The sequence below is a fragment of the Roseateles sp. So40a genome, assembly GCF_048081605.1.
Taxonomy (GTDB): Bacteria; Pseudomonadota; Gammaproteobacteria; order Burkholderiales; family Burkholderiaceae_C; genus Roseateles.
Genome location: NZ_CP182288.1, coordinates 4,510,719 through 4,532,713, shown reverse-complemented (window position 1 = coordinate 4,532,713; position 21,995 = coordinate 4,510,719). Strand labels below are relative to the sequence as shown.

The window sequence follows — 21,995 nt, the reverse complement described above, 5'->3', positions numbered from 1 at the left end:
CCCGTGCCATGCACCGGCCGGGTCGGCTTTCAGAGGTGCCCGCCCCGCGAGGCGCCTGGTTGTCAGAGGATCTCCTCATGAACCGTTATCCGCTGTGGAAGTACGCGCTGCTCGTCGTGGCACTGCTGGTCGGCCTGATCTACACGCTGCCCAACCTGTTCGGCGAGGCGCCGGCAGTGCAGGTGTCCAGCGCCAGGGTCACCGTCAAGGTCGACGACGCCGTGCGTCAACGCGTCGAGCAGGCCATCGCGCAGTCCGGCGTCACGCCGGACTTCGTGCACCTGGAAGCCGGCTCCGTGCGCGCCCGCTTCCACGACACCGACGCCCAGATCAAGGCCAAGGACGCGATCGCCAAGGCGCTCAACGGTGGCGAGACCGCCGACCCGACCTACATCGTCGCGCTCAACCTGGTGTCGCGCAGCCCGGAGTGGCTGACCGCGCTGCACGCCTTCCCCATGTACCTGGGCCTGGACCTGCGCGGCGGCGTGCACTTCCTGATGCAGGTCGACATGAAGGCGGCGCTGACCAAGAAGGCCGAATCGACCGCCTCCGACGTCCGCACCACGCTGCGTGACAAGAACATCCGCCACGCCGGCATCAGCCGCGAAGGCAACGACGTCGTCATCAACTTCCGCGACGAGGCCACCCGCACGCAGACGCTCAACGTGCTGCGCGACCAGGTGCCCGACTTCGCCTGGGTGCCCTCGGGCACCGGCACCGAGCTGCGCCTGACCGGCTCGCTCACGCCCAAGGCCGAGATCGCCGTCCAGGACGCCGCGATCAAGCAGAACATCACCACGCTGCACAACCGCGTGAACGAGCTCGGCGTGGCCGAGCCCGTGATCCTGCAGCAGGGCCGTGACCGCGTCGTCGTCCAGCTGCCCGGCGTGCAGGACACCGCCAAGGCCAAGGACATCATCGGCCGCACCGCGACGCTGGAACTGCGCATGGTCGACGAGAGCGCCGAGGCCTCCGCCGCGCTGGCCGGCACCGGCCCCGTGCCTTTCGGCACCGAGCGCTTCACCGAGAAGGACGGCAGCACGCCGATCATCGTCAAGCGCCAGGTCGTGATCACCGGGGACAACCTCAACGACGCCCAACCGAGCTTCGACGAGAACCACCAGCCCGCCGTCAGCCTGAAGGTCGACGCCAAGGGCGCCCGCATCATGAAGGACGTGTCGCGCGAGAACATCGGCAAGCGCATGGCCATCATCCTGTTCGAGAAGGGCAAGGGCCAGGTCGTGACCTCGCCCACGATCCGCGGCGAACTGGGCAACACGTTCTCGATCAGCGGCGGCAGCATGACCACGCAGGAAGCCAGCGACACCGCGCTGCTGCTGCGCGCGGGCTCGCTGGCCGCCCCGATGGAGATCATCGAGGAACGCACCATCGGCCCGTCGCTGGGCAAGGACAACATCGACAAGGGCATCGCGTCGGTCACGTGGGGCTTCGTCGCCGTGGCGATCTTCATGTGCCTGTACTACATGATGTTCGGCGTGTTCTCCGCGGTCGCGCTGGGCTTCAACCTGCTGCTGCTGCTGGCGGTGCTGTCGATGCTGCAGGCCACGCTGAGCCTGCCCGGCATCGCGGCCATCGCGCTCGTGCTGGGCATGGCCATCGACGCCAACGTGCTGATCAACGAGCGCGTCCGCGAGGAACTGCGCGCGGGCCTGGCGCCCCAGCAGGCAATCCACGCCGGCTACGAGCGCGCCTGGGCCACCATCCTGGACTCCAACGTGACGACGCTGATCGCGGGCCTGGCGCTGCTGGCCTTCGGCTCGGGCCCGATCAAGGGCTTCGCCGTCGTGCACTGCCTGGGCATCATCACGTCGATGATCTCGTCGGTGATGTTCTCGCGCGCGCTGGTCAACCTCTGGTATGGCCGCCGCAAGCGCCTGAAGTCCGTGGCCATCGGCACCGTCTGGAAGCCGGGCAACACCGCCGGCACGCCGGCCGACCCGGCCGCCGAAGCGCAGTAAGCGCCCCTACAAGAAGAGAGCGCACAACGCCATGGAATTCTTCCGAATCAAGCGGGACATCCCGTTCATGAAGCACGCGTTGATCCTCAACGCGATCTCCTTCATCACCTTCATCGCCGCGGTGTTCTTCCTGGTCACCAAGGGCTTGCACTTCTCGATCGAGTTCACCGGCGGCACGGTGGTCGAGGTCCAGTACGCCCAGGCCGCGGACATCAACAAGACCCGCCACACCGTCGAGCAGATGGGCTTCGGCGAGATCCAGGTCACGAACTTCGGCACCTCGCGCGACGTGATGATCCGCCTGCCGATCAAGCCCGGCGTCAAGCAGGACACCGTGGCCGGCCAGGTCTTCGCCGAGCTGTGCAAGTCCGAGAAGGGGCAGGTCGTCCAGCACACCGAGGTCACGCCGCAGGGCGAGTCGGTGGCGCGTCAGGCCTGTGCGGTCGGCGGCGCGGAGCCGCTGAAGATGACCCGCAGCGAGGTCGTCGGCCCGTCCGTCGGCGCCGAGCTGGCCCATGACGCCGCGATGGCGCTGGGCTTCACCGTGATCGGCATCATGCTGTACCTGGCCTTCCGCTTCGAGTGGAAGTTCGCCGTGGCCGGCATCATCGCCAACCTGCACGACGTGGTGATCATCCTGGGCTTCTTCGCCTACTTCCAGTGGGAGTTCTCGCTGGCGGTGCTGGCGGCGATCCTGGCGGTGCTGGGTTACTCGGTGAACGAATCGGTCGTCATCTTCGACCGGATCCGCGAGGCCTTCCGCAAGTACCGCAAGCTCAACACGCACGAGATCATCGACCACGCGATCACGTCCACGATCAGCCGCACGATCATCACGCACGGCTCGACGCAGATGATGGTGCTGTCGATGCTGCTGTTCGGCGGCCCGACGCTGCATTACTTCGCCATCGCGCTGACGATCGGCATCCTGTTCGGCATCTACTCGTCGGTCTTCGTGGCCGCGGCGATCGCCATGTGGCTGGGTGTCAAGCGCGAGGACCTCGTCAAGACGGGTCCGTCCAAGCGCGAGGACCCGGATGATCCCAACGCTGGCGCGGTGGTGTAGTAGAGTCGTCCGCACTCCTCAATCTCACGCTCGATGACCGCCGCCGACGCAAGATCCCAGGCCCTGGCTTCGCAAGCGCGGCGCGTCCACACGGAGGTGCTGCTGCGAGGGCTGCCCGCCGTGGTGGCAGTCCTGACCTCGGCCGTGCAGGACATGCTGGCGCAGCCCGCCGAGCACTCGTTGCAGATGGCCCGCCGCGATGCCTTCGAGGCGTGGCAGCGGTCCTCCACGCCGTGGCACGCGCGTCTGGGCAAGTCGCTGCGGCATGCGTTCCACCACGGGGCCGGCGATTCGCGTTCGGCCTCGCTGAACTCCCGCCCGCAGAACCTGTCCCTCGTCAGCGACGACACGATCGAGCGCGAGATCATCGCCTCGCGCCTGGCGCTGGCGATGATGGACAAGGCGAGCTGGGAGTTCAGCGACCTGCGCAACCGCATGCAGTCGCTGCAGCGCACGGACGACCTGCCGCAGCAGGACCTGCTGCGCGCGCAAGTCCTGGCGCGGCTGGTGCTGGACGCGTGGTTCGACGCCGGCCTGAGCAGCTCCGTCTGGCAGATGCTGCAGCGCTGGCTGCATCACGAGTTCTCTCAGCTGATCAACGAGGCCTATCACGAGGCCAATCATTGGCTGATCCAGCAGGGCGTGATGCCCGAGGTGGATCTGCGTCCCTTCATCCGCCGCAACGCCCCGGCGGGCGGCATGACGCAGGCCGCGCCGCTGGCCGGTCCGGGCACCGTGCATGGCGGCATCGCGCCGCAGGCCGCGGTCGCTGCCCAGCCATCCGGCCCGGTGGCGACCCCATCGAGCCAGTCCGCCCAGCAGGTGATGGCGCAGCTGCAGCGCGTGCTCGCGCGCCATGTGCCGGAACTGGCGCAGGCGCCGTCGCGTGGCATGCCCGCGCCGGGCCCGGCCACGCGCAGCGGGCTGCCGGCCGCGCCGGCCGCATCGTCGATGCCCCAAGGGGCGGCGATGGCCGCCGGTCCGTCCACCCGCGCCGGATCAGCGCGCCTGAGCGCCGCGATCAATCATGCGCAGCAGGCCGTGCAGCGGCGCGCCGACCAGGTCGCGACCGCGGACCAGGAACTGACCGCGCCGCAGGCGCTCGACGAGATCCGGGACCGCAACCAGGCGCTCAAGTCGGTGCTGAAGCAGGCCGCGGACACGCCGGCCGAGCGCGCCACGATCGAGCTCGTGGCCTTGCTGTTCCAGGCGATCCTGCAGGAAGAGCGCATCCCGCCGGCCATTCGCGTCTGGTTCGCGCGCCTGCAGATGCCGGTGCTGCGCGTGGCCGTCAGCGAGCCGGACTTCTTCGCCACCGACGACCATCCCGCGCGCCGCCTCATCGACCGGATGGGTTCGTGCGTGATGGGCTTCAGCACCTCGACCGCCGAGATCGGCGACGCGCTCGAGCGCGAGATCAAACGCGTGGTGCAGGTCGTCGAGGCCTATCCCGACACCGGCCGGCGCGTGTTCCAGACCGTGCTGACCGAGTTCGAGAAATTCCTCGATCACTACTTCGAGCAGGAAAACGAGGTCTCGAAGAAGGGCGTGTCGCTGGCACAGCAGGTGGAGCAGCGCGAGACGCTGGCCATCCAGTACACGATCGAGCTGCGCAAGATGCTGTCCGAGGTCCCGGTGCAGGACGGCGTGCGCGACTTCCTGTTCCAGGTGTGGGCGGACGTGCTGGCGGTGACCGGCGTGCGCTACGGCCCGCAGGCCGAGCAGACCAAGGCGATGAAACGCGCCGCCGCCGACCTGATCTGGTCGGCCAGCGCGAAGGTGTCCCGCGAGGACCGCGCCGAGGTGATCCGGCGGCTGCCGCCGCTGCTCAAGACGCTGCGCGACGGCATGGGCCATGCCGGCATGAGCCACGAGCGCCAGGATGAACACATCCGCTCGCTGAACAACGCCCTGGCGGCAGCGTTCACGGCCAAGACCGCGGCGATTCCGCGCGAGCGCCTGGACGACCTGATGAGCCAGCTCGAGACGCTGGAGGCGATGCTGCCGTCGCCGGAAGCGGGCGAGATCAACGAGACGCTGGTCCGCGACCTGTCCAGCCACGAGTGCGAGGGCCTGGAAGTCGTGGCCGAGGGCGGCACGGCGCCGTCGCCGGCGATGCTGGCCTGGGCGCGCGAGCTGCAGGTCGGGAGCTGGTACATGCTGGACTACCGCGGCCGGGTCGAACCGGTGCAACTGGTCTGGCGCGGCCTGCGCCACCACCTGATCCTGTTCGTCTCGCCGCATGGCCGCGGCGTGCTGTTCCAGCTGAGCCGCCTGGCCGCGTTCCTGCAGGCCGGGCTGATGCTGCCGGCGCAGGATGAATCGCTCACCGTCAAGGCCACGCGCAACGCGCTGGCCAAGCTCGAGGTTGATCCGAGCCGCCTGCTGGCCTGAGCCCGATCCACGGCAGGCATGAAAAAACCGGCGCCGCGTGAAGCGGGGCCGGTTTTGCTTTCTGGGGGCCAGGTGTGGACCGAGGCCGGGCGGCGATCAGTGGATCAGCCGCTCTTCCGGGGCGACGAACAGCTCGTCGAGGATCAGCGCGTCGGGTTCCTCGCCCAAGCTCCAGAACACCATCAGCACGATGATCTTCAGATCTTCCAGGTCCAGCGGACCGCCGGGAATCGCCATCGCGCGGTCGATCACCATCTCGCGCATCGCGGTCGGCAGCACGCCGGCCGAGGCCAGGAAGCTGATGAAGCCCATCGAGCTCTCGCCGAGATGCTCCTGCTCGTCGCGGGTGTAAATGCGCAGGCTGCGCTCGCCGGGTTCGGCGTGATGCGATGCCGACGATGCCGCCAGGCCGTCCAGCCAGGACAGCGCATCGCGGATTTCGTCATCCTCGAAGCCGACTGCCGACAATTTCCGGGTCAGTTGTGCGTGATCCGGGCAGGCGTCGGGGCGCCAGTAGGTTTCGTACAGATAGACGAGCACGTCGAACATGGCGCGGACTATAACCGACCGCTGGAAGCCCCTTCCGCCCGAATTGGGGCGGGGAGGGCGCCGAAATCTCCGGATACGAGGGGCCGGATCAGGCCCCCGCCAGGCCCGACGTCAGGCCCGGCGACGGCGCTGGAACAGCGCACCCGGCAAGCGCGCGATGTGCCCGTCCAGCTCCAGATCCAGCAGCGTCGCATTGAGTTCGTCCTGCGGCCAACCACTGCGCTGGGACAGTTCTTCCAAGGACACGGTTTCCTGCCCGATGGCGCGCAGCAGGGGGTGGTCCTTGGCCGAGTCGGGCGCGGCGGCGGCTTCGGGCGCGGGCGCGGACTTGGGCACCGGCGTGGGCGCGGACTTGGGCGCTTTGGGCGACGGTTCCTCGAGGGCCAGCGCCTCGTTGCGCGGCAGTCCGCCGACCGGCAATTCGCTGAGCAGGTCTTCCAGCGATTGCACCAGGCAGGCGCCCTGTTTGAGCAGGTGGTGGCAGCCCTTGGACTGCGGCGCGTGGATCGGTCCGGGGATGGCGAAGACCTCGCGCCCGGCTTCGGAGGCCTGCCGCGCGGTGATCAGCGAGCCCGATTTCATCGCGGCCTCCACGACCAGGCAGCCCTCGGACAGGCCCGCGATGATGCGGTTGCGCAGCGGGAAGTTGGTGGGGACCGGCGGCGTGCCGACGAAGTACTCGCTGACGAGCAGTCCGCGCCGGCCGATGTGGCGGGCGAGGTCTTCATGGCCGAGCGGATAGACCTTGTCGGGGCCGGTGCCGAGGACGGCGATCGTGCCGCCGGGCGTGTTCAATGCGGCCTCATGGGCGGCGCCGTCGATGCCTTGCGCCAGTCCGGAGACGACGCAGATCCCGGCTTCCCCCAGGCCCGCGGCGAAGTGGCGGGCATTTTCGTCTCCGAGCGCGCTGGGCTGGCGGCTGCCGACCACTGCCACGCAGCGGGTGTTGAGCAGCTCGCGGCGGCCCTCCAGGTAGAGCATCAACGGCGGATCGGCCGTCTGGAGCAGCGGGTTCGGGTAGTCGGGGTCGCCCAGCAGCAGGATCGAGCGGCGATCGCCGCCGGCCAGCCAGGCTTCGGTGCGCCGCACGCGGGCGTCCAGGTCAGCATGGGGGCGGGCGAGGCGGTCGGCGTCCCCGGCTTCGAGCAGGCCGCCCCAGCCGGAGCGTCCGGCCTGGTGCACAGCGCCAGGGCTGCCGTGGCGCGCCAGCAGGCGGCGAGCGCCGCCTCGGCTGACGCTGGCCAGCAGGTGCAACCAGTCGCGCAGGTCTTGAGGGCTCATCCGCGCGGTCCTGACTGCGACCCGATCCGGAGAGCCCCGCCGTTTACGGCTGGGTGACCTTGTCGCCTGGGACGACCGGGCCGTCGGAGCTCAGGATCAGCGCGTAGGACACGCGCTCGAAGACCTGGAAGACGAAGACCTGACCCAGACGCTCGTCGGGCAGCTTCACTTCATCGCGCTTGGGCGTGGTGGGGTCGCGGACAACCCGGCCGGTGTGCCACAGGCCCAGCACATGGCCGCGCTCCAGGCCGTCGCGACGGCCCTTGTTCAGCGCGACGATCTGGTTCTTGCCGGCATTCAGCGCGTCACCGTAGATCGAGATCACGAAGCCGTTGATGTCACCGGCCGGCGCGTGCGGCACGTAGCTGGTGTAGCCGCGCTCGGGCACCGGCGCCAGACGGTCGCCCGGCTGCGCTTCCATGCGGTTGAGCGTGAGCGTCAGCGTCGCCGGCACTTCGTCCTTGGTCGCCGCCGAGCCGCTGCCCGGGCGCGTCAGGTCGGCCGTGCCGACGTAGGCGGCCTCGTAACCCAGCACTTCCTTGGTGATCGGGTCGCGCAGCGGGCGCGGCTCACGGAACACGCGGAACTTGTCGACATTGGCCGGCATCGTGCCGCGCGCGTAGGCCAGGTCACCCTTGGCCATCCACACGCGGTTCTCCTGCGCCGAGAACAAGCGCGGAGCGGTCTCGAGCTGGTTGCTGTCGAGCACCACCGCCTCGTTGAGGAAGGGCTCGATCAGGTGTTGCGGGATCGCGGCGATGGAGCCGTCGAAGAGCGACTCGGCGCGCACGCGCGGCGAGAGCTTGACCGTGCCGCCGGGGCCGCTGGAGCCGACATCGCGGCCCATCTGCAGGCGGGCGCGGCCGTCGGCCTTCACCAGCATCAGCACCTGACCGGGGTAGATCAGGTGGGGATTGCGGATCTGGTCGGTGTTCATGCCCCAGAGCTCGGGCCAGCGCCACGGGCTCTTCAGGAAGATGCCGGAGATGTCCCACAGCGTGTCCCCGGCCTTGACGGTGTAGGTGTCAGGCGCGTTGGGCGCCAGCTCCGACAGCGGCACGCCCGCGTGGGCGACCTGCTGCGCGGTCTGGCGCTGGGCGGGCGTGATGGGGTAATCGCCCGCCGCGAAGGACGGCGCAGCGGCGCAGACCGCCAACAGGGCTGCGGAAATGGTCGTGAAGCCCAGCGGCGACCTATGCATCATTACTTGTTCTCCCGCGCCGAGATCGAAGGCCCCTCGTGGCCAATGGCGCTTTTAGGACGAGGGCCGTACTGACCGCCAAATCGGCGAAAATCGACCAACTCGCTGGCGGCGATTCTGCCCCGGTTCAGGGGCACCCGCAATGAAGGTGCCCGCCCTCCCTTGCAAGCCCTTACAAACCGGCGTTGTGCGCTGTCCACAGCAAAAGACGCCGCCTCGCGTCCCTACCATGGCGAAACTCAACATTCTTCGATACCCCGATCCGCGCCTGCACACGGTGGCCAAGCCCGTGGCGACGGTCGATGACCGCATCCGCGCCCTCACCGACGACATGCTCGAGACCATGTATGACGCCGACGGCGTCGGCCTGGCCGCCACGCAGGTGGACGTCCACGAGCGCGTGCTGGTGATGGACGTCTCCGAAGAGCGCAACCAGCCGCTGGTGCTGGTCAATCCGGAGCTGGTCGCCACGAGCGACGAGATGATGGAAGGCGAGGAGGGCTGCCTCTCCGTGCCGACGATCTACGACAAGGTGATGCGCCACAAGAAGGTCACCGTGCAGGCGCTGGACCGCGACGGCCACACCTTCCAGTTCGACGCCGAAGGGCTGCTCGCCGTGTGCGTGCAGCATGAGATGGACCATCTCGCCGGCAAGGTGTTCGTCGAGTACCTCAGCCCGCTCAAGCGCGAGCGCATCAAGACCAAGTTGGTCAAGAAGGCGCGCGAGGACGCCCGCCACTGATGGCCGGCGCCGTGAACCCGAGCGGCCTGCGCGTCGCCTTCGCCGGCACGCCGGAGTTCGCCGCCGTGGCGCTGCAGGCGCTGCTGGACGCGGGCTTCGAGGTGCCGCTCGTGCTGAGCCAGCCCGACCGCCCGGCCGGACGCGGCATGAAGCTGCAGGCCTCGCCGGTCAAGCAGCTGGCCGTGACGCACGGCATCGCCGTCGCGCAGCCGCGCAGCCTGCGCCTGGACGGCAAGTTCCCCGACGAGGCGCAGGCCGGACGCCAGGCGCTGCTGGACGCGCGCCCGGACGTGCTGGTCGTGGCGGCCTATGGCCTGATCCTGCCGAAGTGGGTGCTGGAACTGTCGCGCCTGGGCTGTCTCAACATCCACGGCTCGATCCTGCCGCGCTGGCGCGGCGCCGCGCCGATCCACCGCGCCATCGAGGCCGGTGACGCCGAGACCGGCATCACCATCATGCAGATGGACGAGGGCCTGGACACCGGCGACATGCTGCTGATCGAGCGCCAGCCGATCGCCGTGGACGCCACGACCGCGTCGCTGCACGATGAGCTCGCGTCGATGGGCGGTCGGATGATCGTCCAGGCGCTGGAGCTCGCCGCTCGCGGCGGCTTCCAGCCGGTGAAGCAGCCCGAAGCCGGGGTCACCTACGCCCACAAGATCGAGAAGGCCGAGAGCCAGATCCGCTGGACCGACGAGGCCGCGCAGATCGCGCGCCGCTTGCGCGCCTTCGATCCCTTCCCCGGCGGGCTGGCCCAACTCGACGGTGAGCCGCTGAAGGTCTGGCGCGCGGAGGTCGTGAGCGCGGACGGCGCGGACGGCAGCCATGGCGAACCCGGCCGGGTGCTGGCCGTGTCGCCCGAGGGCCCGGTCGTCGCCTGCGGCCGCGGGAGCGTGCGCCTGACCGAGCTGCAGCGTGCGGGCGGCAAGCGGCTGCCGGCGGCGTCCTTCCTGCAGGCACGTCCGTTGCAGGTCGGCGAGCAGCTGGGCTGAGCGGCAAGGCGGATCGGCGGCGCGGCTCGGGACGGGCCGCTTCGCTTAACCCTGACTGAATCTGCGGCGGAACCGGCTTGAACACGCCGGTTCCGCCATCATTTGGGACTGCCTGGACGGTGTACCGTTCAGGCTGTTGTCCATTCGCGGCCGAGGCCGCGTCTCTCAAGGAGTGATTGCATGTTCAACCTGATGAAGACCGCCATCCTGATGGCTGCCATCACCGCGCTGTTCATGGCCATCGGCTCCCTGCTGGGCGGCCAGACGGGCATGCTGATCGCGCTGGTAGTCGCCGTGGGCATGAACTTCTTCAGCTACTGGTTCTCCGACAAGCTGGTGCTGAAGATGTACAACGCCCAGGAAGTCGACGAGCGCAGCGCGCCGCAGTTCTACAACATGGTCAAGGAGCTGGCCCAGCGCGCGCAGCTCCCGATGCCCAAGGTCTACCTGATCCAGGAGGAGGCGCCCAACGCCTTCGCCACCGGCCGCAACCCCGACCATGCCGCGGTCGCGGCGACGACCGGCATCCTGCGCGTGCTCTCCGAGCGCGAGCTGCGCGGCGTGATGGCCCACGAGCTGGCGCACGTCAAGCATCGGGACATCCTGATCTCGACGATCAGCGCGACGATGGCCGGCGCGATCTCGATGCTGGCCAACTTCGCGATGTTCTTCAGCCCGCGCGACAGCGAGGGCCGTCCGGCCAACCCGATCGTCGGCCTGCTGGTGGCGATCCTGGCGCCGATCGCCGCGTCGCTGATCCAGATGGCGATCAGCCGCGCGCGCGAGTTCGAGGCCGACCGCGGCGGCGCGGAGATCTCGGGCGACCCCCAGGCGCTGGCCTCGGCGCTGGACAAGATCCACCGCTACGCCCAGGGCATCCCGCTGGAGACCGCTGAGCGCCACCCCGAGACGGCCCAGATGATGATCATGAATCCGCTCTCGGGCGGCGGGATCCGGGGTCTGTTCAGCACCCACCCGTCGACCGAGGAACGCATCCAGCGCCTGATGGCGATGGTCAAGCGCTGAGCGGGCCGGGGCGCCACAACCGTCGAAACACCGCCTTCGGGCGGTGTTTTTCGTTGGACCGGCGGGGTGGGGCCCGCGCGCACAATGCCGGACGTTCCGCCTGCGTGCGGGCGTTTCGATAAAGGACAGCATGAAGGCTCCTCTCCGCTCCCTGACCGCGATGGCGGCGCTGCTCGGCGCCGCCGCGCTGCTGGCCGGCTGCGACCAGCTCGGCATCGAGGACCCGGCCAAGGTGGCCGCCGCCAAGGAAGCCGACGCCAAGGCCATCGGCGGCGCGTGCCGCAACGCGCTGCGCGCCATCGAGGACTGCTACGCCCTGAACCCGAAGGCCCAGAAGGCCGCGGTCTACGAGGGCTGGCGCGAGATGGACGAGTACATGCGCGAGAACAAGCTCGAGGGCACCCGCCCGGTCGTGGCCAACGCGCAGGCCAGCCGTCCCGCCGCGGCCGCCTCGGACGAGGAGGAGTCGCCGTCGCCGCGCTCGGCCAAGGGGCAGGTGAGCGAGAAGGGCTCGGACAAGGGTTCTGACAAGGGCTCGGAGAAGAGCGGCCACTGAGTCCCGCACCGGTTGGCGAATCCCGCCGGCCGGTTCGACCGGGCTATCTCGCGGCTTTGCAGCTGATCCCCCGGATGGCGCAGTTCGTCATCCGCCGCTCGCCGGAGCGGCTGCCCGCCGCGAAGATGCGATCATCCGAAAGATCAGGAGATCGCCCATGACCACCACGTCCTTCCGCGCCACCCGCCGTCTGTTCGCCGTCACCGCCCTGGGACTGGCCGCCGTGACGGCGGTCGGCTCCGCCCACGCCTGGTCGCTGAGCTTCGGCAGCTCGCAACGCATCGAAGGCAACGGCGACATCGCCACCGAGGCCCGCGATGTCGGCAACTTCGACGCGGTCGCGCTGTCGGGCGACTTCAAGGTGCTGGTGCGTTCGGGCTCGGCCGACAAGGTCGAGGTGAAGTCCGACCGCAACCTGCTGAGCTACATCGAGACCAAGATCGTCGACGGCAGCAAGGGCCGCACGCTGGAGATCTCGCCCAAGCGCGGCTACAGCCTGAACGCCAAGGGCTCGCCCACGATCACGCTGGACATGCGTCAGCTGCGCGCGCTGTCGATCGCCGGCTCGGGCGACATCCGCGTCGAGCCGATGAAGACCGGCAACCTGGAGGCGAGCATCGCCGGCAGCGGCGACCTGCGCGTGCAGGGCCTGGAGGCGGACCACGTCTCGTTGCGCGTCGCCGGCAGCGGGGACATGCTCTTCAACGGCAAGGCCAACGGGCTGACCGTGTCCGTGGCCGGCAGCGGCGACGTCAAGACGCGCGAGCTGACCGTGGACGAGGCCAAGGTCACGATCTCCGGCAGCGGCGACGTCACCGTGGCGCCCGCCCGCAAGCTCGAGGTGCGCATCGCCGGTTCGGGTGACGTCGGTTATGTCGGCAGCCCGGAGATCAGCATGTCCAACGCGGGCTCGGGCTCGGTGCGCAAGCTGAAGTAAGCCGCGAGAACCCCCGCGAGAGCGCCCCGCGACGGGCGCTCTGTGGACGCCCCTCACCGCCTCGGCGGGCGAGGGGCGATTCGTTTGGGGATGGGCCAGACGACAATCGCGCCCATGGCGGAAGGACTCTCGGCGCTGGTGCGCCACCCGGAATTCAAGCGCGGCGCGCGCGACATGCTCGGCATCACGCTGGGCATTTCCGCCTGGGGCCTGGTGACCGGCGTGGCCATGGTCAAGAGCGGTCTGGGCGTGGGCCTGTCGCTGCTGATGAGCCTGGTGGTCTTCGCCGGCAGCTCGCAGCTGGCCTCGCTGCCGCTGCTCGCGAGCGGCGCGCCGCTGTGGGTGCTGTGGGCCACGTCCTTCTGCGTGAACCTGCGCTTCGTGATCTTCAGCGCCCAGTGGCGCCTGTACTTCGAGCCGCTGCCGCGCGCGCAGCGCCTGCTGATCGGCTACTTCGCCGCCGATCTGAACTACGTTGCCTTCCTGAAGCGATTCCCCGACCTCAAGCCCGATCCGGCCAATCAGCTGCCCTACTTCTGGGGCGGGGTGGCGACCAACTGGTTCGCGTGGCAGGTGCCCGCGATCGCCGGCATCCTGCTGGCCGACAGCATCCCGACGAACTGGGGTCTGGGTTTCGCCGGCGTGCTGGCGCTGCTGGGGCTGAGCTACTCGCTGCTGAAGGACCGCAACACCTGGGTCTCGGGCGCGGTGGCGGGCTGCGCGGCGGTGGCGGCCTACGGGCTGCCGCTGCGGCTGAACATCCTGGTGGCGATCGCCGCGGCGGTGGCCGTGGGCCTGCTGATGCAGAAATGGCTGCCGCCGGCCGCCCCGGGCGCTGACGGGAGGTCCGCATGAGCTGGTGGGAAGCGGTGCTGGGCATCCTCGGGATGGCGGCGATCACGATGATCACGCGCAGCTTCTTCATGATCCCGGACCGGGAGATCCCGCTGCCGCAGTGGGTGCGCGACGGCCTGCGCTATGCACCGTTGGCCGCGCTCGCGGCGGTGATCATCCCGGAGATCGTCATGACGCAGGGCGAGCTGATCCACACCTGGAAGGACGCGCGGCTGTACGCCACCGCGGTGGGCACGGCCTACTTCTTCTGGAAGCGCGGCATCCTCGGCACCATCGTCAGCGGCACGGCGGTGATGCTGAGCTTGCGGCTGGGCCTGGGCTGGTAAGCTGCGGCCCGATTTGCTGGCGAGCGCGCTGCTCGCCCGGCGCCCCGCTTTCCAACTACTCGAGACACCTCCCATGAACGTCTTGCCGAACGTCCAACGTTTTGCCGATCTGATCGCCGCCGGCAAGGTGGCCGACCAGCGCGTGTTCATCCGCGCCGACCTGAACGTGCCGCTCAATGATGCCGGCCAGATCACCGAGGACACCCGCGTGCGCGCGTCGATCCCCGCGATCGAGATGGCGCTCAAGGCCGGTGCCGCCGTGATGGTGACCTCGCACCTGGGCCGCCCGACCGAGGGCGAGTTCAAGCCCGAGGACTCGCTGGCGCCGGTCGCCAAGCGCCTGGGCGAGCTGATGGGCCGCGAGGTGCCGCTGGTGTCGGGCTGGGTCGACGGTGTCGACGTCAAGCCGGGCCAGGTGGTGCTGCTCGAGAACTGCCGCGTCAACAAGGGCGAGAAGAAGAACAGCGAGGAGCTGGCGAAGAAGATGGCCGCGCTGTGCGACATCTTCGTGCACGACGCCTTCGGCACCGCGCACCGGGCGGAAGCCTCGACCTACGGCATCGCGCAGTTCGCCAAGATCGCCTGCGCGGGCCCGCTGCTGGCCGCCGAGATCGACGCGATCAGCAAGGCGCTGGCCAATCCGAAGCGCCCGCTGGTGGCGATCGTGGCGGGCTCGAAGGTCTCGACCAAGCTGACGATCCTGCAGTCGCTGGCCAAGAACGTGGACGGCCTGATCGTCGGAGGCGGCATCGCCAACACCTTCATGCTGGCGGCCGGTCTGAAGATCGGCAAGTCGCTGGCCGAGGCGGACCTGGTCGGCGAGGCGAAGGCGGTGATCGAGGCGATGGCGGCGCGCGGCGCGGCGGTGCCGATCCCGGTGGACGTGGTGACGGCCAAGGCCTTCGCGGCGGATGCGCCGGCGACGGTGAAGGCGGCGACGGACGTGGCCGATGACGACCTGATCCTGGACATCGGTCCGAAGACGGCGGCGCTGCTGGCCGAGCAGCTGAAGGCGGCCGGCACGATCGTGTGGAACGGCCCGGTGGGTGTGTTCGAGTTCGACGCCTTCGCGCACGGCACCGAGACGATCGCGCGCGCGATCGCAGCGTCGGACGCGTTCTCGATCGCCGGCGGCGGCGACACGCTGGCGGCGATCGCCAAGTACGGCATCGAGAAGGATGTCGGCTACATCTCGACGGGCGGCGGCGCTTTCCTGGAAGTGCTGGAAGGCAAGACCCTGCCCGCCTTCGAGATCCTGGCCAAGCGCGCACAGGGGTGAGGCGCGACCAGGCCGAGCCCGGCGCCTGGCCGGTGAGCGGTCTGGCAGCGGTGGCCCTCGCGGCCGCCGCCTTGCATCAGCTCGTGCTGCTGGTGCCGGTCGCGGTGATCACACTGGTGCCGGTGGCCCTGCTCAACAACCGGTTCTTCTGGATCGTCGGCGGCATCGCGTTCGTGTTCCTCGCCTGGCTGGTCCAGCCATCGGCACCGGCACGCACGCGGACCCTGAGCCGCGAGCAGGCGCCCCGCCTGTACGCGCACGTGGACGCGATGACCGATGCCATCGGCGCGCCGCGGCTGCATGCGATCGCGCTGGACGCGCAGCTCAACGCGGGCGCGCTTGAAGAGCATCGCGGCGTTTCTCTGCGGCCCACGAGACGGGTGCTGTTCCTCGGCTTGCCGATGCTGCGCCTGCTGGACACGGCGGCCGCCGAGGCGGTGATCGCGCATGAGCTCGGCCACTTCTCGCGTCGGCACGGGCGTCTGGGTCACTGGCTCTACCGCACCCGCGAGGCCTGGGCGGACTGGTCGGACCGCGTGTCCGGCGACGAGCAGGAGAGCAGCCCGTGGGAACGGGCTGGCGCCAATTTCGCCTCGGTGTTCCTGCCCTGGTTCCGACGCATCTCCGAGGCGCATTCGCGCCGCTGCGAATTCGAGGCGGATGCGCTCGCCGCCAGATGGTCGTCGCCGCAGGCTGCGGCGCGAGCGCTGCTGCTGATGGAGCTGGCGGCGATGCGCCAGGACGGCGATCCCGAGGGCCTGGACCTGACGGCGCTCCGATCGAGCGCGCAGCCCCCTTCGGACTGGGCCGAGCGCCCGGCGAGGGCGATGATGACGCGACCCGTGGCGCCCGAGGAGTTGAGCGAGGCGATGCGCCATCGCCAGCCGCGCGGCAGTCATCCGCCGCATCGTCAGCGGATCGAGGCGATGGGCGTGGACGCCAGGGAACTGGACCTGAGCCCTGCCTCCTGGCGCGAGAGCGCGGCGTCGAGTTGGCTGGGCGACACGTGGGAGAGCCTCTGCGCGGAACTCGGTCCGTGGTCCGCGCCCGTGGATCGGATGAGCTGGGCCATGGCCCATGCGGCGCTCGCGGCCGTGCCGGCAACGGAATGGCCTGCCGTCGCGGCCGGGCAGAACGCCGGGACGGCGGTGGTCGAGGAGGACGAGCGCGCTGTTGCGGCGAGCCGCGCGCGCCGTCTTAAGCGCTTGTCGATGGCCGCCGAGGCGATCGAGCAGGGGCGCGTGAACGCCCCGTCGTCGATCGACGCGTGGCGTCAGGAAGCGCTGGCCGCCGCGCTGGCGGTCAATCCGGCCATCGGTCAGGCCTGGCTCGTGGAGGTGCCGGTGAAGAAGGGTCAGCCGGTGTGCGGCCTAGTGCTCCGGATCGACCCACGGGAGATGGAATCCCAGGGCGTGAATCTCGACCAAGCCACGCGCAGCACGGCGCTGTCCACGGCCTTGCTGTTGCCGACCGATCGCGACTGCCGGCCACGACCGAGCTACACGACCGAGGGCCTGCCGCCCGAGTTGCAGGCACGCCTCGATGCGATGCGGCGCCTGAAGGGCTGAAGCCTCAAAGCCCCAGATAGCTTGGCAGCTTGCCGTCTCCGGGCTTCACCGACGCGAAGCGCGCGGCGAGCTTGGACTGCAGCACCACCGGCAGCGGCGCGAATCCCGTGCCGCGCGTCAGGTCGTCGCCGTGCATGAAGCACCAGTACAGGAAGCTCATCACCGGCGTGGCGCTCGCGCCCGACGCCGGCGTGGCGTCGATCAGGATGAAGCTCGTCATCGTGATGGGCCAGCTCTCGTTGCCCTCGCGGTCCATCAGCGACGCGAGATCGTCCCCCCTGCGCGACAGATCGCTGTTGGCGATCGCGGACTTGAAACCCGCCTCGCCCGCCGCCACCCACTGGCCCGCCGCGTTGCGCAGCCGCACCGAGGTCAGCTTGTCGCGCTGCACGCGGTCATAGCTGACGTAGGCGATCGCGCCCGGCGTCGCCTTGAGCGCCTTGGCCATCCCGTCATTGCCCTCGGCGGCCTCGACCTCGCCCGGCCACTTCGGCTGCGAGCTCGCGCCGATCTCCTTGGCGAAGACCGGGGACACCGCGCTCAGATACTTCGTGAAGCCCTCGCTGGTGCCCGACTTGTCCGCGCGCACGATGCGCTTCACCGGCAGCGCGGGCAACGCCACGCCCGGATTGAGCGCGACGATGCGCCCGTCGTTCCACTTGGCGACGCGGCCCGCCATCAGCTCGGCCAGCAGGTCGCCGGTCAGTTGCAGCCGGCCATCGGGCACGCCCGGCAGGTGCACCACCGGGACGATGCCGCCCACCAGCATCGGGATCTGGATCAACTTGCGCTTGGCCAGGTCCTCGGCGTTCAGCGGCGAATCGCTGCCGCCGAAAGCCACGCTGTGCGCGGTGATCTGCTTGACGCCGTCCCCCGAGCCCGTGGGCTTGTAGCTCACGACCTGACCCTTGGCCTTCTCGTAGGCCTGCGCCCAGCGGCCGTAGACCAGCGACGGGAACGAGGCCCCGGCGCCCGCCACCGCGGCGGCCTGGGCGGACACACCGCGCGAGGCGCCCAGCGTGAACAGCGTGAAGGACAGGGGCAGCGCGGCGCTCAGGCGCAGCAGCGCGCGGCGCGGAGCGCGCGACGATTCAGGACGGAAGGCAGGCACGGCAGGGACTCGCAGGCGTTGTTCGAAGGCGGCGCGGATTCTAGTGAGCGCGTTCCTCGCACGTCGTGACGAGCCGCGCCGAATGCGCACTTGGACGCGGATCTCGTGAGAACGCTCTCACTTGCGGGCAAATCCCGATGCGGGTTCCGCTCCGTGCATCGTCGATTGCCATCTTTGCATGGCAGTTAAAGCTGAATTCATCGCACCGCAGGACCGGGAGGATTAAGCTTTGCGCCCCCCGCCCCCTCATCGCGACGGAGATTTGCATGACCGACAAGAACGATGGCCTCGGCCTGAGCCCGGCTGAAGCCGCCCTGCGCGAAGCGGCGCTGGAATACCACCGCAGCCCGACGCGCGGCAAGATCGCCGTCACGCCGACCAAGCCGCTGGCCAATCAGCGCGACCTGTCGCTCGCCTACTCGCCCGGCGTGGCCTACCCCTGCCTGGACATCGAGAAGGACCCGTCGCTCGCCGCCGACTACACCTCCCGCGCCAACCTCGTGGGCGTGATCACCAACGGCACCGCCGTGCTGGGCCTGGGCGACATCGGCCCGCTGGCCGCCAAGCCGGTGATGGAAGGCAAGGGCTGCCTGTTCAAGAAATTCGCCGGCATCGACGTCTTCGACATCGAGCTCGCCGAGCGCGACCCCGACAAGCTCGTCGAGATCATCGCGGCGATGGAGCCCACGCTGGGCGGCGTCAACCTCGAGGACATCAAGGCGCCCGAGTGCTTCTACATCGAGAAGCAGCTCAGCGCGCGCATGAACATCCCCGTCTTCCACGACGACCAGCACGGCACCGCGATCATCTCCAGCTCGGCGCTGCTCAACGGGCTGGAGCTCGTGGGCAAGGACATCGCCGCGGTGAAGGTCGCCGTGTCGGGCGCCGGTGCTGCGGCCATCGCCTGCCTGGACGTGATGGTGGGCCTGGGCGTCAAGCGCGAGAACGTCTTCGTCGTCGACTCCAAGGGCGTGATCCACAGCGAGCGCGCCGACGCGGCCAAGCTCGACGAGTCCAAGCGCCGCTACTGCCAGATCACCCCGGCCCGCACGCTCGCCGACGTGGTCAAGGACGCGGACGTGTTCCTCGGCTGCTCCGCCGCCGGCGTGCTCACCGGCGAGATGGTCAAGACGATGGCGCGTCAGCCCATCATCCTGGCGCTGGCCAATCCAGAACCGGAGCTCCGCCCCGAGCTGGCCAAGGAAGCCCGCCCCGACTGCATCGTCGCGACCGGCCGCTCCGACTACCCGAACCAGGTCAACAACGTCCTGTGCTTCCCCTACATCTTCCGCGGCGCGCTGGACTGCGGCGCGACGAAGATCACCGAGGCGATGAAGCTGGCCTGCGTGCGCGAGATCGCCGCGCTGGCCAAGGCCGAGACCCCGCCCGAGGTCGCCGCCGCCTACCCGGGCCAGGACCTCGCCTTCGGCCCCGACTACATCATTCCCAAGCCCTTCGACAACCGGCTGATCCTGCGCATCGCGCCGGCCGTGGCCAAGGCCGCCGAGGAATCGGGCGTCGCCACGCGTCCGATCCAGGACATGGCTGCCTACCGCGAGCACCTCTCGCGCTTCGTCTACCAGACCGGCATGTTCATGCGCCCGGTCTTCGCCGAGGCCAAGGCCCATCCGGCCCGCGTGATCTACGCCGAGGGCGAGGACGAACGCGTGCTGCGCGCGGTGCAGGTGGCGCTCGATGAAGGCCTCGCCCGGCCGACGCTGATCGGCCGTCCCGAGGTCATCGCGATGCGGCTGCAGCGCGCCGGCCTGCGCCTGAAGCTCGGCGAGGACGTCGCCGTCATCGACCCCGAGAACGACCACCGCTTCCGCCAGTACTGGGAGGCCTATCACCACGCGATGGGCCGCAACGGCTTCACGCCCGAGATGGCCAAGTCGGCGGTGCGCCGCTCCAACACGACGATCGGCGCGCTCGCGATCCAGCTCGGCGACGCCGACGCGATGATCTGCGGCATGGTCGGCCGCTTCGACTCGCACCTGGAACACATCCAGAACCTCATCGGGCTGAAGGCCAACGTCTCCAACTTCGCCACGATGAACGCGCTGATGCTGGAACAGCGCACGCTGTTCATCGCCGACACCTTCGTCAACGAGGACCCCACCGCGGAGCAGCTCGCCGACATCGCCTGGCAGGCCGCCGAGGAACTGCAGCGCTTCGGCCTGCCGCCCAAGGTCGCCTTCCTGTCGCACTCGATGTTCGGCAGCAGCAAGCGCGCGTCGGCCGTGAAGATGCGCAAGGCGCGCGATCTCTTCTCGGCCGCCCATCCCGAGGTCGAATGCGACGGCGAGATGCACGGCGACGCGGCGCTGTCCGAGGACGTGCGCAGCAGCTTCCTGCCGGACTCGACGCTGACCGGCTCGGCCAACCTGCTGGTGCTGCCCACGCTGGACGCGGCCAACATCCTCTTCAACGTCCTCAAGGTCGTCAGCGGGCAGGGCGTCACCGTCGGCCCCATCCTGCTCGGCGCCCAGCGGCCGGTCCATATCCTGACCCCGTCCGCCACCGTGCGGCGCATCGTCAACATGACCGCGCTGGCCAGCGCCGACGTCAAGGCGGCCAAGGCCTGATCGTTGGAAACCGCACCGTAACCTGTCGAAACCGGTTGGAGCGGCCGAGGTCGCTCCATAATCGTCGGCTGTAACTAAATTTCAGACAGAGACAAGCCATGTCGCGAGCTACCAAGATCGTTGCCACCCTCGGTCCCGCCTCGTCCTCTCCCGAGATCCTGGAGCGGATGATTCAAGCGGGGGTCGACGTGGTGCGGTTGAACTTCTCGCACGGCAAGGCGCAGGACCACATCGACCGGGCCCGCATGGTCCGCGAGGCCGCCGCCCGCGCCGGCAAGCAGGTCGCGATCATGGCCGACCTGCAAGGTCCCAAGATCCGCGTCGGCAAGTTCGAGAACGGCAAGATCGAGCTGGTCAACGGCACGCCCTTCGTGCTGGACGCCGACCGCACCGAGCCCGGCAACGAGATGGTCGTGGGCCTCGATTACAAGGAACTGCCCCGTGACGTGAAGCCCGGCGACACGCTGCTGCTGAACGACGGCCTGCTGGTGCTGACCGTCGAGGCGGTGCGCGGCTCGCAGGTCCACACGATCGTCAAGCAGGGCGGCGAGCTGTCCAACAACAAGGGCATCAACAAGCAGGGCGGCGGCCTGACCGCCCCGGCCCTGACCGGCAAGGACATGGAGGACATCAAGACCGCGATGTCCTTCCAGTGCGAGTACCTCGCGGTGAGCTTCCCCAAGAACGCCACCGACATGGAGATGGCCCGCCAGCTGGCCAACGTCGCCGGCGAGCCGTATCGCCACAAGCCCGGCATGATCGCCAAGATCGAGCGCTACGAGGCCATCCCGCACCTCGAGGCCATCCTCAAGGCCTCCGACGGCATCATGGTCGCCCGCGGCGACCTGGCCGTGGAAGTCGGCAACGCGGCGGTGCCCGCGCTGCAGAAGCGCATGATCAAGATGGCGCTGGAGCTCGACAAGGTCTGCATCACCGCCACGCAGATGATGGAGTCGATGATCGTGAACCCGGTGCCGACCCGCGCCGAGGTCTCCGACGTCGCCAACGCCGTGCTCGACGGCACCGATGCGGTGATGCTGTCGGCCGAGACCGCCGCCGGCCGCTTCCCCGTCGAGACCATCCAGCAGATGGCCGCGATCGCGCTGGAAGCCGAGAACGCCGAGTTCGTGACGCTGGACACGGACTTCGCCAACCGCCAGTTCGGCCGCATCGACCAGTCGATCGCGATGGGCGCGCTGTTCACCGCGCACCACCTGGGCTGCAAGGCGATCGTGGCGCTGACCGAGTCGGGTTCGACCGCGCTGTGGATGAGCCGTCACCGCATCCATGTGCCCATCTTCGCGCTGACCTCGCAGATGCTCACGCAGCGCAAGCTGGCGCTGTACCGCAACGTGACGCCGCTGCTGATGCCCAACTTCAACGACCGCGACGAGGCGCTCAAGGCCGCCGAGGACCTGCTGATCGAGCGCGGCGTGCTGATGCCCGGCGACACCTACGCGATCACCTGCGGCGAGCCCATGGGCTACCCGGGCGGCACCAACATGCTGAAGGTCTGCCGCGTCGCCTGACGCTGGAGGCCCTGGGCCG

At 69.2% G+C, this 21,995-nt stretch carries 18 protein-coding genes; 14 read left to right on the top strand and 4 right to left on the bottom strand.

Annotated elements, in window-relative coordinates; all coding sequences use genetic code 11:
• Positions 1–77: 77 nt before the first annotated feature.
• Genes secD through ACNI65_RS20550 form a run of 3 tightly spaced genes read left to right on the top strand, consistent with a single transcriptional unit; the run spans position 78 to position 5,439 of the window.
• Positions 78–1,979, top strand: coding sequence for a protein translocase subunit SecD (gene secD / locus ACNI65_RS20560; protein WP_416759064.1), 1,902 nt, complete (start codon positions 78–80; stop codon positions 1,977–1,979).
• Between the two features lie 31 nt (positions 1,980–2,010).
• On the top strand, positions 2,011–3,045 hold the full coding sequence (secF, locus tag ACNI65_RS20555; protein ID WP_416759063.1) for a protein translocase subunit SecF: 1,035 nt from the start codon (positions 2,011–2,013) through the stop codon (positions 3,043–3,045).
• A 33-nt stretch (positions 3,046–3,078) separates the two neighbouring features.
• Positions 3,079–5,439: a DUF1631 family protein gene (locus ACNI65_RS20550; RefSeq protein ID WP_416759061.1), complete on the top strand. Its 2,361-nt coding sequence runs from the start codon at positions 3,079–3,081 to the stop codon at positions 5,437–5,439.
• A gap of 96 nt (positions 5,440–5,535) precedes the next feature.
• On the opposite strand, the gene ACNI65_RS20545 is transcribed toward ACNI65_RS20550, so the two are convergent.
• The 3 genes from ACNI65_RS20545 to ACNI65_RS20535 form a co-directional block, all read right to left on the bottom strand.
• Positions 5,536–5,988 (bottom strand): DUF494 family protein, encoded by a 453-nt coding sequence (locus tag ACNI65_RS20545; RefSeq protein ID WP_416759059.1) that lies wholly within the window; start codon positions 5,986–5,988, stop codon positions 5,536–5,538.
• 111 nt (positions 5,989–6,099) lie between these two features.
• Positions 6,100–7,269, bottom strand: coding sequence for a DNA-processing protein DprA (gene dprA / locus ACNI65_RS20540; protein ID WP_416759058.1), 1,170 nt, complete (start codon positions 7,267–7,269; stop codon positions 6,100–6,102).
• Positions 7,270–7,312: 43 nt separating this feature from the next.
• On the bottom strand, positions 7,313–8,470 hold the full coding sequence (locus ACNI65_RS20535; protein WP_416759056.1) for a LysM peptidoglycan-binding domain-containing protein: 1,158 nt from the start codon (positions 8,468–8,470) through the stop codon (positions 7,313–7,315).
• A 229-nt stretch (positions 8,471–8,699) separates the two neighbouring features.
• On the opposite strand from ACNI65_RS20535, the gene def reads away from it, so the two are divergent.
• The 9 genes from def (at position 8,700) to ACNI65_RS20490 (ending at position 16,751) form a co-directional block, all read left to right on the top strand.
• Positions 8,700–9,212, top strand: coding sequence for a peptide deformylase (gene def / locus ACNI65_RS20530; RefSeq protein WP_416759055.1), 513 nt, complete (start codon positions 8,700–8,702; stop codon positions 9,210–9,212).
• A gap of 26 nt (positions 9,213–9,238) precedes the next feature.
• The gene (fmt, locus tag ACNI65_RS20525) at positions 9,239–10,204 is read left to right on the top strand and encodes a methionyl-tRNA formyltransferase (protein ID WP_416763667.1); all 966 of its coding nucleotides are present in this window, start codon (positions 9,239–9,241) and stop codon (positions 10,202–10,204) included.
• Positions 10,205–10,384: 180 nt separating this feature from the next.
• Positions 10,385–11,230 (top strand): zinc metalloprotease HtpX, encoded by an 846-nt coding sequence (gene htpX / locus ACNI65_RS20520; protein WP_416759053.1) that lies wholly within the window; start codon positions 10,385–10,387, stop codon positions 11,228–11,230.
• A gap of 130 nt (positions 11,231–11,360) precedes the next feature.
• Positions 11,361–11,786 (top strand): hypothetical protein, encoded by a 426-nt coding sequence (locus ACNI65_RS20515; protein ID WP_416759052.1) that lies wholly within the window; start codon positions 11,361–11,363, stop codon positions 11,784–11,786.
• Between the two features lie 157 nt (positions 11,787–11,943).
• Positions 11,944–12,723, top strand: coding sequence for a head GIN domain-containing protein (locus ACNI65_RS20510; protein WP_416759051.1), 780 nt, complete (start codon positions 11,944–11,946; stop codon positions 12,721–12,723).
• Positions 12,724–12,837: 114 nt separating this feature from the next.
• The gene (locus ACNI65_RS20505) at positions 12,838–13,578 is read left to right on the top strand and encodes an AzlC family ABC transporter permease (RefSeq protein WP_416759050.1); all 741 of its coding nucleotides are present in this window, start codon (positions 12,838–12,840) and stop codon (positions 13,576–13,578) included.
• Positions 13,575–13,904 (top strand): AzlD domain-containing protein, encoded by a 330-nt coding sequence (locus ACNI65_RS20500; RefSeq protein WP_416759049.1) that lies wholly within the window; start codon positions 13,575–13,577, stop codon positions 13,902–13,904. The genes ACNI65_RS20505 and ACNI65_RS20500 overlap by 4 nt, the downstream gene beginning before the upstream one ends.
• Before the next feature lie 73 nt (positions 13,905–13,977).
• The gene (locus ACNI65_RS20495; protein ID WP_416759048.1) at positions 13,978–15,183 is read left to right on the top strand and encodes a phosphoglycerate kinase; all 1,206 of its coding nucleotides are present in this window, start codon (positions 13,978–13,980) and stop codon (positions 15,181–15,183) included.
• Positions 15,180–16,751, top strand: coding sequence for a M48 family metallopeptidase (locus ACNI65_RS20490; protein ID WP_416759046.1), 1,572 nt, complete (start codon positions 15,180–15,182; stop codon positions 16,749–16,751). Before ACNI65_RS20495 ends, ACNI65_RS20490 begins: the two co-directional genes overlap by 4 nt.
• Before the next feature lie 4 nt (positions 16,752–16,755).
• Here the strand turns inward: ACNI65_RS20490 and pstS are convergent, their stop codons facing one another.
• Positions 16,756–17,862, bottom strand: a complete 1,107-nt coding sequence (gene pstS / locus ACNI65_RS20485) for a phosphate ABC transporter substrate-binding protein PstS (RefSeq protein ID WP_416759044.1) — start codon at positions 17,860–17,862, stop codon at positions 16,756–16,758.
• A gap of 266 nt (positions 17,863–18,128) precedes the next feature.
• On the opposite strand from pstS, the gene ACNI65_RS20480 reads away from it, so the two are divergent.
• Together ACNI65_RS20480 and pyk are read left to right on the top strand one after the other, a co-directional pair.
• Positions 18,129–20,447, top strand: a complete 2,319-nt coding sequence (locus ACNI65_RS20480; protein ID WP_416759043.1) for an NADP-dependent malic enzyme — start codon at positions 18,129–18,131, stop codon at positions 20,445–20,447.
• Positions 20,448–20,545: 98 nt separating this feature from the next.
• A complete protein-coding gene (gene pyk, locus ACNI65_RS20475; RefSeq protein ID WP_416759042.1) occupies positions 20,546–21,976 on the top strand; it encodes a pyruvate kinase in 1,431 nt (476 codons plus the stop codon).
• Positions 21,977–21,995: the final 19 nt, after the last annotated feature.

Coding starts and splice junctions, on each gene's coding strand:
- secD (WP_416759064.1), top strand. CDS start 78: ATGAACCGTTATCCGCTGTGGAAGTACGCGCTGCTCGTCGTGGCACTG.
- secF (WP_416759063.1), top strand. CDS start 2,011: ATGGAATTCTTCCGAATCAAGCGGGACATCCCGTTCATGAAGCACGCG.
- ACNI65_RS20550 (WP_416759061.1), top strand. CDS start 3,079: ATGACCGCCGCCGACGCAAGATCCCAGGCCCTGGCTTCGCAAGCGCGG.
- ACNI65_RS20545 (WP_416759059.1), bottom strand. CDS start 5,988: ATGTTCGACGTGCTCGTCTATCTGTACGAAACCTACTGGCGCCCCGAC.
- dprA (WP_416759058.1), bottom strand. CDS start 7,269: ATGAGCCCTCAAGACCTGCGCGACTGGTTGCACCTGCTGGCCAGCGTC.
- ACNI65_RS20535 (WP_416759056.1), bottom strand. CDS start 8,470: ATGCATAGGTCGCCGCTGGGCTTCACGACCATTTCCGCAGCCCTGTTG.
- def (WP_416759055.1), top strand. CDS start 8,700: ATGGCGAAACTCAACATTCTTCGATACCCCGATCCGCGCCTGCACACG.
- htpX (WP_416759053.1), top strand. CDS start 10,385: ATGTTCAACCTGATGAAGACCGCCATCCTGATGGCTGCCATCACCGCG.
- ACNI65_RS20515 (WP_416759052.1), top strand. CDS start 11,361: ATGAAGGCTCCTCTCCGCTCCCTGACCGCGATGGCGGCGCTGCTCGGC.
- ACNI65_RS20510 (WP_416759051.1), top strand. CDS start 11,944: ATGACCACCACGTCCTTCCGCGCCACCCGCCGTCTGTTCGCCGTCACC.
- ACNI65_RS20505 (WP_416759050.1), top strand. CDS start 12,838: ATGGCGGAAGGACTCTCGGCGCTGGTGCGCCACCCGGAATTCAAGCGC.
- ACNI65_RS20500 (WP_416759049.1), top strand. CDS start 13,575: ATGAGCTGGTGGGAAGCGGTGCTGGGCATCCTCGGGATGGCGGCGATC.
- ACNI65_RS20495 (WP_416759048.1), top strand. CDS start 13,978: ATGAACGTCTTGCCGAACGTCCAACGTTTTGCCGATCTGATCGCCGCC.
- ACNI65_RS20480 (WP_416759043.1), top strand. CDS start 18,129: ATGACCGACAAGAACGATGGCCTCGGCCTGAGCCCGGCTGAAGCCGCC.
- pyk (WP_416759042.1), top strand. CDS start 20,546: ATGTCGCGAGCTACCAAGATCGTTGCCACCCTCGGTCCCGCCTCGTCC.